Raw genomic sequence first — 12049 nt, forward strand, 5'->3', positions numbered from 1 at the left:
CTACCACCGCCGGAGGCGCCAACCCCGCCTGGGCCGTTTGACGCCCATCGAGTTCGAGACCATCATGAACACGACCGCCGCACTGGCGGCGTGACTACAACATGTCACCTACTCGTGCAGCAGACCCGACGCCATCATCAGTGGCAAGCGGTACCTTGCATTCCAAGTTCCTGAGAGTGAAGGAAAAGCCTGTGGCCGCACCTTCGAAGACGCCTTCCTCCTCGCTAACCCCTCTGCTGAAGGGCTCACGCTCACGGGCGATATCAGCCAGGACGAGGCCCGCGTTCGCGAGGCTGTGGACGGTCTGAAGAAGAGCGACTTCGCTTTGCGATTCGCCGTTGAGGAGGTGGGCTGGAAGACCCCTCGATACATTCAACGAGGACTCGACTGGTTACTGAATTACTCCACCGGGGTTGAACCCGTGGCTGAGGCTCCGAACGACTCGGGAGTGGTTGTTCGATGACCGCTCCGGAGAGCACCGTTGCTCACAACGCCGAGCGAGCGAGCGAGGAAGCTTTAGCGGCCCTCTTTGCCGCGCTCGATAGTCGCAGGAACTTCAAACTCGAAGCGGGGGCAGGAGCAGGCAAGACCTACTCGCTGGTCCAAGCCCTGCGACGCATACTGAAAAATAAGTCCGTCTACCTTCCCCGCAGCGATCAACGAGTCGCCTGTCTCACTTACACCAAGGTTGCCCGCGACGAGATCAAAGCAAGAACTGATGGAGACCCCGCCATCTTCGCCGATACCCTCCACGGGTTCCTATGGGAGATGATCAGTCCATACCAGAAGGCTCTCTCGGTGGCCCTCCACGCTTCAGAGAGTTGGAAAGATCGTCTTACTGAGAATCCAGAGATCAGTGGGCTGGCGATCGAGTACGACCTTGGAATTCGCGGCGTTCATGATGATCGAATCACGCTCCATCACAATGACATCCCAGAGTTCGCGATTCAGCTCTTCGGCAATGAGAAGTTCCGGTCGCTCATCACCGACCGATTTCCTGTCATCTTTATCGATGAGTACCAAGACACCCCGTCTGGGCTTGCTGAAGCGGTGCTATCTGGTCACGGAGACGACCGTACAAGCCCTGTCGTTGGTTTCTTCGGTGACCACTGGCAACAGATCTATGACAGAACATGTGGTTCGATCGAGCATTCTTCGCTCACATCGATCCCGAAGAACGCCAACTTCCGATCGGACAGATCGGTCGTCAGCTTCCTGAACAAGCTACGCCCGGAGCTTCCTCAGGCGCCTCGAGCCGACGCCGGTGAGGGCACAGTCACGGTATTTCACTCCAACTCCTGGCCGGGCGTCCGTCAAGGCAGAAATTGGAAGGGCCAGATCTCCCAAGAGGCAACCCAAGCATGTCTGGAATGGCTCCAACACGCGTCCCCAAGCAGCACATGGATCCAGGACTCAGAGGATCTGAAGATCCTCATGCTCACGCACGCGACGATCGCGAACGAACTCGGCTACCCGAGCCTTCCAGGGGTATTCGGCTCAAACGATGCCTTTGCCAACAAGGAAGACCCGGTGATCGAGTACCTTGTCGACATTGTCGAACCCGCCATGCAGGCGTTCTCCGAGCACAAATACGGAGAGTTGTTCCGCCTCCTGGGGAGCAAGAAGCCAACGCTCAATGCACCGAAGGATAAGCATCGCTGGTCGGATTACTTCGATTCGGTCATCTCGACCAGTCGTACGGGCACGATCGGGAACGTGTTGGACCTCTTGAACTCGCAGAATCTCTTCTCCTTACCCACGCGAGTAGCTAAGAGACAACGCGAGTTAAGGGAGGCGCTCCTGGCTCTCGGCGCGGGAGAGGAACTTAGAGAACCACGAAAACTGGTTGAGCATCGGGCACTACGCTCCGTGCCGTATGCCGAAGTTCGCGCGCTTCGTTCGTACTTGGAAGACAGCACCGTTTTCTCAACCAAACACTCTGTAAAGGGCGCAGAGTTTGACGACGTGATCGTACTTGTCGGGCGCGGCTGGACCAAGTACGACTTCGCCAAGATGATCGCGGCCCACGCTCCGCAGAGCAATCCAGAACTTAGGGAGGCCGGGAGTTTTCAGCACTCACGCAATCTCTTCTACGTCTCCGCTTCGCGAGCAAAACACAACCTTGCACTGCTGTTCGTTCAAGAGCTCAGCGACGATGCAATCGCGGTACTCGAGGACTGGGCAGGACAGGGGAATGTGATCTCGATCGAGTTCGACGAGGCGGGAACACCACGATCGCTCTCCGCGTAGGTACTTCCAGGGGCAGGCTATGGGCGGAAGGCCCCTCAAATCGTCGTACCCACGACGCGCGAGTGATACGTAACTACCGCGAGTCAGAGACGATAGTTCTTAGCCAGCTCGTGTGTCGTCTCATAACGAACCGTCCCCGCACCATGTGACCAAGCGTTAAGCGCGAACCGTCCCTCTAGTCGCCTGCGTGGCCCAGCCCCTTGAGGGCGTCGGACGGGCTAGATGCTCGACTCGGAGCGCCCAAGTAGTCACCGCGCGAGGGTCTCGCGAAGGTATTCGTGGGCCGCCCCGAACAGGCCGCGTTGTCAGTTCGATTAGGCACCCAACGCGCCTCAGACCTTAGCCCTTAGCCCTTAGCGAGTGTTTAAGCAAGAAGGTCGGACGGCCCCAGGTAGTCGAGTTCGACGACGTCTCCTGCTCCGATCGCGGTGACTTTCAGTAGCCCCTGACGGCGCAGGTTCAGGTGCGCGGTCAGCACTCCGACAGGCCGGGCATCTGCTGCTTCGAGCACGGTTGTTTCGTCGGAGTGGGAGATCGCTCGGTATGGCTCACCGGGGGTGGGCAGGTAGCCAGGAATCCAACTCACCGAAGCCTCGTGCACTTCATGAATCCAGGTTCGTTGACGGAGGACGACAGTGCGGGTGGCGAAACTCATCCACAGCTCGCGGGTGATCGGCGTAGGCCAGGACGCGTCTCTGGTTGCGATTTGTGCTGCCTCGGAGATCATCCACTCGTGTAGCCCGGCTGGGGTCGTGAATGCAGCTTCGGTTGACTCCACCGCGGCGAGCGCTCCCGACCGGGAGGCGAAGCCCGCTCGCATCAGCGTCGACGCGGCCCTGTTCAGGGTGCCGGCTTCCACAGCAGCGACGCTCAGTCCGGTCTCCGGACTGGATAGGGCCCAGGGGAATGTGTCGGGGGTGGGGTGTGCTGCAGCTCGGACACGGACGGCTTCGAGTGCCCACGGGAGTCGGTATGCCAAGGTTTCTTCAATGAACTCTGCAGTTTCGAGGCTGTCGTCGGCAGCGAGTTCCACGACTGGGCGTCCGCGGAGCCACCCGACCAGGATCTCTTCCCAGTTGTCGGGCCGGGTCTTGGGAGTGAAGGGGAAGATTTCTAGCGCGATCCTGGCGAAGCGGGTGATCGCGTCGATTGCTTCGTCGTTCATGCCGAGTTGGATGGCAGCTTCGGCTATTTGAATGTGTCGGTTGAGTTGCTCAGCATTCGAATCGAGTTCCCGGCCGGTCGCGAGGCCAACGCCGGCTAGGTAATAGCCGCGCCGCTGATCTGGTGTCGTGCTCCGCCAGATGACCTCAGCCCGGGCCACGAGACCTGTTCGCAGGGCGTTGCGCACAGGTTCCTGGTATCGAGCGATCGTCCGTGCCCACAGTGATGAAACGAGAACGGCATCGAGCGCAGCGCCGAGATCGTCTTCAGCGACTGAGGAGTCGCTGAGTAGACCGAGGATTGCGCAATCCAGACTCGCGAGTTGGCCCGGCCAAGACTTCATGGATTCGTTTGTGGCTTCTTCGTCTTCGGTGGCAATCACAGGAAAGGACCAGTCGGCAAGCCCGGTGACGTACTCGGTGAAGTCGCCCCAATCGGTTTCGCCGAGATTGTCGGACATCCTCTGGAGCATGGTGGCGAGGAGTCGGACGAGTCCGCTCTGCATGTCCCGCAGCTGGGAATCTTCAACGAGCCATTCCCAGTTCTGTCGTGCTCGTCGGCTGGGTTCGAACATCGGGTGTACCACGAGTCCGGACGAATCGACGAACGCTCGTCCTGCCCGGCCCACGATGTTGCGGAACTCCGCGGCGTCGATGATCTTCCGGTTGCGCCACAGACTATGCACCACAAGCGAGCTTGCCGACAAATTCAGTCCCTGTGCCAGCGTGGGGGAGGAGATCGTGATTTTCAACGCCCCCTGTTGCAGAAGTTTCTCGACTTCTTTCCGGTAGGGCCCCGGGAGAGAGCCGTGATGTATGGCCACGCCCAGGCGCAGGCAGGCAAGGAGAGGATGATCGGCCCCGAACCATTCCTGGCCGATGCTGAGCGCGGTGTTCAGGACGGTCGGGTCGCCGTCAAATACGCTGCGAAGCGCGCCTTGCCGGACCAGCTTGACGATCAGTTTGGCAAACGCGTTCACCGAGCTCTTCAGCGGGCAGAACACCAGGACGGTCTGGCCGTCATCTACAAGGCGCCAAGCGGTAGCCAGAGTCAGCTCTTGCGCGTCTTTCGGGAACGGGAGCTTTCGTTGCTTGCTGGGGACGGCCTCCGCAGTCAGGAACCGGGGGACATATGGTTCCTCACCGCCGACAGTAATGTTAAGTCTCGCGTTGTCCTCGCGCCAGACGACTTCTCCGTATCGGAGGACAGTTGGGCGCCAGTCACTGCTGATCAGTCCATTAGGTTCATCGTCTGTGAGCCAATCAACGAAATCCTTCACCTCGTCACCCTCGGGCAGGATCGCTGAGAGGCAGATGATGCGACGAGTCTTCGCGTCGGGACGGCGGAGGAGTCGCTGAATCTGGACTTCGTACCGCACCTCCCGCTCGCTCGCTCCGATCATGTGTCCCTCGTCCAACACGATCAGCCCGACATCATTGAGCAGGTCCGGATCGTTGCGGAGGGCGAAGTCGAGCTTCTCGGGAGTCGAGACCACAATGTCTCGGCCCTGGAGGATGCTCTCGTCGACATCGCTGACCCCGGTGGTGCCGTACAAGGATGAGATGGTCTTGCCAAGAGGGACGAAGGTGCGTTCGAGAGCAGTCTCGGTCTGCGCGGAGAGCGCGCGGAGCGGGGTGACGAACACCACCCGTTTTCCTTCAGCCAGGGTCGCCAGGATGCATAGTTCTGCGATGCGAGTCTTGCCGGCGCTCGTGGGCAGGGAGAGCACGAGGTTGTCTTGCGTGTTGAGTACTCGTGACGCGGCTTCCAATTGGGAGGGCCAGAGGTCGATCTCGGATCGGCGTCGGCGGAAGAGCGAGGCGATGAATGTGGCGCGTAGGCGATCCCAGTCGCCAGCGTCCCCGCCTTCCGGCCCCATCGGCAGAACCACGTGGAAGCTGGATTCCCACAGTCCCCGAAGCAGGTGAGTCGCCAGCCGATGACACCACCACTGCGGCACCATGCTCAAAGCGGCCGCGCCGCGCATACCCACCTCGAGTCGTGCAATGGCCTCCGTGAGGAGAGGTGGTTCACCACGTTCGAACCCGAGCATTGCCACACTGATCGCACCCATGAACGCATCGGTCAATGCGGCATCGACGATGTCCAAGACATCGGCCTCGTCGTCGTTGTCTTCATCCGGGGCGAGCACCGAGCGCAACTCCTCGGCAAGGCTTGCGTCCGCGGCCCGTTCGTCCGCGCGGCTTCCGGAGACGAGCGTCGTCAGGCTATCCAGGTCCCGGAGCATGAGTAGCACCAGGCATCTCTCGGTGGGGGAGGTGTTCTGATCGTTGCGCGTCGCTGCCAGAAGGGAATAAGCCCTCGCTGAGAATCGAGCGAGATGAAAGCTAGCTGCGGCCACCACCCTGTGAAAGCCCAAGTCCGGTGTTACCTCCCCGCGGGCGATGACTGATTCGATCGCTGTCGCCGCGTTCTCGAATGCCCGTCGAGATGCCTCGGCAGATCCCTCTAGATCGCTCAGTTCCAGTCCGTGCTCCAGAAGCGCATACCCGTAGGAGAGGAGATCATGGCTCAGCAGAACGTCAAATGGGGGAGCGTCCTCTGGGAGAACACCTTCGCGCCATACCATTGCGCGCGCTTCCCCACGCGCGAGAAGCCGCCCACGGAAGCCTGGCGCCGTTGCCCGACCGATCGCTGCTTCGAGATCCTCAACGCGCCCGGGCATCACGGATCACCTTCTCGAACACTCGACGGATGAATGCCTGGTGTTCTGGGACCTGCAGCCCCACACCGAGGCGCCGGATCTTGCCCTTATACGCCTCGGTGTGATCGCGGAGCAATCTGAGAGAGTCATTGCCAGAAAACGTGAATAGCAGGTGCAATACATCGCCCGATCGGATACGTCCACGAAGCTGAGCCGCGAGAATCTTCATGTGCAGCTTGGTTTCGCCCATTTCGCGCAGACGCGCGGCGACGAACATCAGCGCGTGGGGCGTCGGCAGGCCATGCTCGCTCAGCAAGGCGGCTTCCGCCTCATTCAGTGTCGAAGTCGAGAGACTCGCGCGACTTTTCGCCTCACCCTTGAGGAACTCGAGCTTGTCGTCGTCCACCATGCGAACGCCGAGGAGATCGTCGCCGCGCATGGGCATCTCGCGGCCGTCCTTCCACCGCAGGCGTGCGATCATGCGGTATCCGAGTTCGCGCGCCACAAACTGGGTGGCGAGAATCTCTCCGAGTTCGCCGGACCGGGTCCGCTTACTGACCGGCAGCTTTCCGCTGAGAACCTCCGCCGCCTCCGGCTTGCCGAGCTCGCGTAACACTGCGGCGATCTCATCCGCAGACACATAATGACGAGGAACGGCGGCAGCGGCCCATTTTACCCCAGCATCAATCGCGACCTCGTCGGCTGGCACCATCCGCACAACCTTGTGAGAGCCAACGTTCTCCCGGGTGATGGTCACCCATGTCTTAATCCGAGCCATCCGAACAATCCTCCAAAATTGGCCAGGTCAAACGAGTCGTCCGGCCTGTGATTGTCCGAGACCGGCCGCCGGTAGAGCGGACTGCTCATTAAAGTTCCCACCATTCATGGGTCAGACCGCCCGAAGGTTCGCTTGGCTGCGTGACCCAGTTTGCGCATTTCCTTCGAGGGAGAACGTCACGAGTCCGAGCATGAGATCCCGCACGTCCTGTGCGCGCACGTCGAGCGCTCGCGCGATCTCGATGAATCCTGCGCCTTGGCCACGCATATCGTTCATGACCTGCGTTAGCAGGCTGGAGCTTTCGGCGAGTAGGTCGGAGCCGGGCTCGCTTCGTCGGAAGCCAGCCATTGAGAGTTGTTTCGCTAGTGTGCTGTAGGTCCAGTCGGAGATGACACCCAGTCGATGCGCGCGAAGATTGAGTGCCATTGCGCTTACATGCCAGCGCCTCTTGAGCATCAGGATGTCCTCGAGCATCAAGTTGCCGCGGATCGAGCCGAGGACGTCGGCCCGCGGCATTAAGAAGGAACTGGCAAAGTCGTTCGCGGCCTGCTCTTTTTCCTTGCCGGGCTCAACATGCAATGACCCACCGTGCATGACGAGATGCCCGAGTTCGTGGGCGAGGTCGAAACGTAGCCGCTCGGCGGACTTATGCACGTTCAGGAAAATCACCGGTGTCTCCCCGTGCCGGAACGAGAAAGCGTCGATGGCTTGCAGTGGCCCACCGGCGGAGTAGACCTTGGCCCCCTTGGATTCGAGAAGCTGCAGGAGGTTTTTGATCGGTGACACACCAAGACCCCATGCGCCGCGCAGCGCCTCGGCGGCTTGCTCGGGTGGCAGTGAGTCGTCAGAGTCGAGGAGATCCTGGAGCTCTGGAACCTCTGGAGCCGGTGCCCTATATGTCGCTTCGATCCAGTCCGACAGCTCGATCGCCAGTGTCGACAGGCTTCGTGCTGTCGCCTCGTCCTTCTTCGCGAGTCGCGACGTCGCCCGAAAATGGAAAGCATCCGACGGCGGGAGTGCCGTGACCGGGCGGTAGAAGAAGTCGACCGGAAAGTTGAGGACGCGCGCGAACTCACGAACAAGCTCCGGACTCGGTGTCTTCTTAGTGTTCTCGGCTTGAGACACCCAAGGCGCGGTCGTGCCCGCTTCCGTGGCGAGCGCGGTTGCGGTCATCTGTCGGATGGCGCGCGCCATCTCAAGGCGTGCGGGAATGAAGGTAGTGCTCATCGCGGGAAACCCGGCGCCTTAGCGCCGTGCGACGGTGAAGCCGAAGCCCTCGTCTTCTTCGGTGTCTTCCTCGAACGAGAACGCACCGAGCGCTAGATCGAACGGCGGGAAGATGATCCGCTCCGACCAGCTGTCTATCTGCTTGCCGGCCATCGAGGTCGGACGAGACAGCTCCAGGAAAACCATGCCATCACGTTCGTTGTAGAGCAGGATCCAGAGGTACTTGACGTCGATTTCGCCACCGTCGTCGGTCGGCTGGCCGAACATGGCAATCTGGCCGTTCTCGTCCACGCGACGCGCAAAGGCCGAGCCCTTCGGGTTCTTGGTGCTCGGCGTGCCCCAGGCGACCCCGGTGAACTCGTCGCCACTACTGGTGATCAGTCCGAGGTTGAGGTCAGTCTGAGAGAAGTAGGGCAGATTCTGCGGGTCTGAACGCTTCCAGTCGAGCTGCAGCAGCATGAGTTGCTCGTGAATTACCTCGACGGTGCGGTACCAGCGAGTCATATTGGGTGCAGACTTCGGCGCGCCCTTCGAGTAGGTGCGACTCTCCGCAGCGCCCACCGCGACGGCACGCTCGAAGACGGTCGCTTGGAGACGCATTGGGTACAGGTGGCGCGCGAGATCCTCGCGGGTCTTGGGGGTATGAATCGCCATGACGGTTCCTCTCTCGCGGCCGGTGATGAGTATCACTCTAGTGGGAGAGTGAAAGAATTGCCACATCGAGTCAGGGTCGGCGTGTTGATGCTTCAGTTCAGAAACGGAGGCTCATCGCCCAGGATCGCAGCCGGAACTGCGTTCACCACCGCAAGCCCGACCCGGGGTCCGGCAATCGTTGGCCTGGAGATGCGAGCAGAGTCGATGGTTCGGTACACCACGCGGTCGCCGTCGATCGTGCCTGAGTACTGGCCGGAGGTGTCGAAGACGTACCGGGCCTGGATCGTTCCCAGGTAGGTTCCCGATCCGGCAAACAACCGGTTACCGTCTCGTTGCAACGGACGGCCATTCTTTGTGTAGAGCTGAGGCATGTTGGCATTCTCCGGCAGGCCTCAGACATCGCGACTGAAGGAACGGTATGCCGCTCACCGAGGAACAGAAGGCTGAACGAACGCAGAAGCGTCGCGTGACGAACGCACTCAAGGAAGAAGCACGCGCGCATCGCGACGAAGCGAGGCGACAGGAATGGTGCGACAAGGGGATGTACCTCACGCGCGAGCAGGCGGCCGCGGGTGAGGCATGCCGAGGCTGCGGATTGCCGGTCATCGACAACCTCGGCAGTTGGCCGGGGACGATGTATCTCACGGACGAACAGCGCGTCATCTTCGACGCGGACCAAGAGCGCTACCGCGAGATGCATCCGAACTGCGATGCGCACCGCTGGAGCATTGTGGCTACTGCTGCCCACCGATCCCGATCTCGCACGATCAGGCAGAAAGAATCCAGCGCATCCTTGCCACCGTCTCCGAGCGTCGGGAGGGAGAACTCGATGTCTGGGCTCGGACGCTGACATGTGGGAGCAACGTGGAGCAGAGCGTCCATCACACCAACCGGGCGCCGAGCTTCTCGACGCAGTGGTGCCCGGAGTGTGAGATCACTCGCGGCGTCGTGTCGTCAGAGAAGGTGGTCGAAGCTGCGGCTCGGATGACTGAGGCGAACCGCAGGCGCGACGACAAGATTGCAAGCGCGGAGAGTGCAGTGAAGAAGGCCATTGGGTCGGGTTGGACTGAACTTGTTCCTGGAGGCCCCGAAATGTGATCGGTCCATCGCGTGTTTGGTCGTCGAATGTCGGACCTCAACGCTAGTCTTCTTGAGCATGAGAACAACGTCAGCAATCGGGGGGTAGCGTGACGAACTTGACGACAGGTACTGAAAGGGCGATGCCTGATTTGCAGTCGGAGCGAAGCCCGCTGCCGGATGACTTCAATACTTTCAAGAAGCCGCCACTCTATTTTGCAGTCACCAGGCCGATTGGTACCCACACGAAGCAGGTAACCAGCGCACTGTCAGCACAGCTGCACGAGTCGGGCTACTTGACAAAGGAAATCAAACTTTCTGGCCTGATTCGAGCTGCATACAGGGATCTAATTGGCCAAGATCTTCCTAGCGTTGATCGCGAGGCAGACCCTCATAATTTTTCTGGACATAGAGCCCTGATGAGAGCGGGGGACATGCTACGGGTCGCCTTGGACAACTCGATTGCGGCTCGTCTTGCAATTCTCACCATCAATGCCGAGCGCGAGCAGGTTGTTCAAGACGCAATTCTTAACCGTCGCGATGGGGTGGCGTACATCGTTACTCATCTCATGCATCCAGACGAAGTGCAGATGATGCGGAGCGTTTACGGCAGTAGGTTCTTCCTCATTGCTATCAATGCACCTAGGAAAAGGCGGCAGGACTACCTCGAGGCTCAATTTGACCGGATATCCAACCAGTCTCCTGATGAGGTAAGAGCCGACACGAGGCTAGGAGGACAACAGCGATCCAAACGGCAGGAGATTAGCCGTGACGCGGTGAATCTCGCAAAAGAATTAATTTCGATCGACGCCGGAATTCTGAGCTCCGTTCCACTGCTACATCCAAAGGGCCGCTTAAACGTTGACGAGACCTTTCACCTTGCGGATCTCTTCATTCGTTCCCGGGCGGAGTTTGGTCCCGGGGAGGAACCGCTGAAGACGAACGCGACCCTTGACGCGTCGGCTGTTTCGCAGATAGTCCGATTCGTTAATCAGATATGCGGTGACCCGTTCGGCACTCCAACGATTCAAGAGAATGCGATGGCTGCTGCATTCTTAGCTGCGAAATCGTCAGTGGCGATGGGGCGAAGTGTCGGCGCGGCTCTGGTGGATACCAATGACGGTTCACTCATCGCAACTGGATGGAATGAGGTTGCAAAGCCCAGCGGAGGCCCATATCGAGAAGGAGACTCCCCTGATTTCAGGGATCATCAAAGGGGCATTGACCCAAGCGACCCGAATCGCATACATGCCATCAGAACATTTTTGGGAATACTGTTTACGCCGAGTTCGTGGCGAGAAGAGTTGGGCTCAATCGACGACAAGTTTGCTGGAACCAAAGAGTGGTTGGAGAACTTGGCAGATGGACTGAATGGTGACGATAATGCTCCTTCCGATGCTGCGGTAGCTGGGCTCTCGGCTCTTGAAGCCTTCGATAACACCCGGATTATGCACCTGATCGAGTTTGGTCGAAGCGTTCATGCTGAAATGGCGGCGCTCTCAGACGCCTTTAGAAGATCCGCCGGAGCTTCCAGTTCGACGATGTTTGTAACTACATTTCCCTGTCACGAGTGTGCGAGAAACCTAGTGTCTTTCGGAATACAAGACCTTTACTACGTTGAGCCCTACGGAAAGAGCATGGCGGAGTCGTTATATTCCGAAGAGATTGTCGTCTTCCCTGACGATCTGTCCGGCAAATCCGAACGTCGGGTCCGGTTCATTCCGTTTGAGGGCATTGCCCCGGCTCGGATCGAAACACTTTTTTCACCGGTGAAACGAAAAATGAGCCTCCGTGACGGAGTCAAGGCGAGCGATATCGGTTCGAAGGTCGGATGGGAACTCAAAGTTGGCTCAGTGAGGCCATTGATACTTGCGTACCCCGGAGAATTTGAAGGGACTCTCAATCCGGAGATCGAAGTAGGAATGTTGTCACTTGAGTTATTTGTTTCGAAAGAAACGGTCGGAATGATCAAAGAGATAGCCGATGGTTTAGAAAATAATTCTTAGCTATGAGGTACTTGCAATTATGGGTAAATAATCACCATCTAACTAAAGGTCTATAAAAATGGAAAAAAAATTTGGATCAGACGATGTAACGGAAATATCTGAACTGTCTCAAGATCGTCTAGACATGATCCTCAAGATGGCCCAGAGCGCGTTGGAGTCAGGGTTAATTCCAAGACGGGATGATCTGACGTCGGACTACATTGACGCCCTTCTTCCCGCTTAGTATTC

Annotated in this window: 8 protein-coding genes; 3 read left to right on the forward strand and 5 right to left on the reverse strand. The window is 59.0% G+C overall.

Annotated features, from left to right (window positions below; genetic code table 11):
• Positions 1 to 459 precede the first annotated feature (459 nt).
• The gene (locus TZ00_RS15650) at positions 460 to 2250 is read left to right on the forward strand and encodes a UvrD-helicase domain-containing protein (RefSeq protein WP_044443140.1); all 1791 of its coding nucleotides are present in this window, start codon (positions 460 to 462) and stop codon (positions 2248 to 2250) included.
• Between the two features lie 364 nt (positions 2251 to 2614).
• Here the strand turns inward: TZ00_RS15650 and TZ00_RS15655 are convergent, their stop codons facing one another.
• The 5 genes from TZ00_RS15655 to TZ00_RS15675 form a co-directional block, all read right to left on the reverse strand.
• Positions 2615 to 6100, reverse strand: coding sequence for a DEAD/DEAH box helicase (locus TZ00_RS15655; protein ID WP_044443141.1), 3486 nt, complete (start codon positions 6098 to 6100; stop codon positions 2615 to 2617).
• Positions 6084 to 6836 (reverse strand): Hachiman antiphage defense system protein HamA, encoded by a 753-nt coding sequence (locus tag TZ00_RS15660; protein WP_238579723.1) that lies wholly within the window; start codon positions 6834 to 6836, stop codon positions 6084 to 6086. Before TZ00_RS15660 ends, TZ00_RS15655 begins: the two co-directional genes overlap by 17 nt.
• A gap of 132 nt (positions 6837 to 6968) precedes the next feature.
• On the reverse strand, positions 6969 to 8084 hold the full coding sequence (locus tag TZ00_RS15665) for an ImmA/IrrE family metallo-endopeptidase (protein ID WP_052521635.1): 1116 nt from the start codon (positions 8082 to 8084) through the stop codon (positions 6969 to 6971).
• 18 nt (positions 8085 to 8102) lie between these two features.
• The gene (locus TZ00_RS15670; protein ID WP_152631240.1) at positions 8103 to 8738 is read right to left on the reverse strand and encodes a hypothetical protein; all 636 of its coding nucleotides are present in this window, start codon (positions 8736 to 8738) and stop codon (positions 8103 to 8105) included.
• Between the two features lie 92 nt (positions 8739 to 8830).
• Complete coding sequence (locus TZ00_RS15675) at positions 8831 to 9109, reverse strand: hypothetical protein (protein WP_044443144.1); 279 nt, start codon at positions 9107 to 9109, stop codon at positions 8831 to 8833.
• A gap of 47 nt (positions 9110 to 9156) precedes the next feature.
• Between TZ00_RS15675 and TZ00_RS15680 the strand changes: the two genes are divergently transcribed.
• Together TZ00_RS15680 and TZ00_RS15685 are read left to right on the forward strand one after the other, a co-directional pair.
• The gene (locus tag TZ00_RS15680; protein WP_044443145.1) at positions 9157 to 9588 is read left to right on the forward strand and encodes a hypothetical protein; all 432 of its coding nucleotides are present in this window, start codon (positions 9157 to 9159) and stop codon (positions 9586 to 9588) included.
• A gap of 346 nt (positions 9589 to 9934) precedes the next feature.
• The gene (locus TZ00_RS15685; protein WP_152631241.1) at positions 9935 to 11821 is read left to right on the forward strand and encodes a deaminase; all 1887 of its coding nucleotides are present in this window, start codon (positions 9935 to 9937) and stop codon (positions 11819 to 11821) included.
• The last annotated feature ends 228 nt before the right edge of the window (positions 11822 to 12049 follow it).

Source organism: Agreia bicolorata (assembly GCF_000938265.1).
GTDB classification, from domain to species: domain Bacteria; phylum Actinomycetota; class Actinomycetes; order Actinomycetales; family Microbacteriaceae; genus Agreia; species Agreia bicolorata.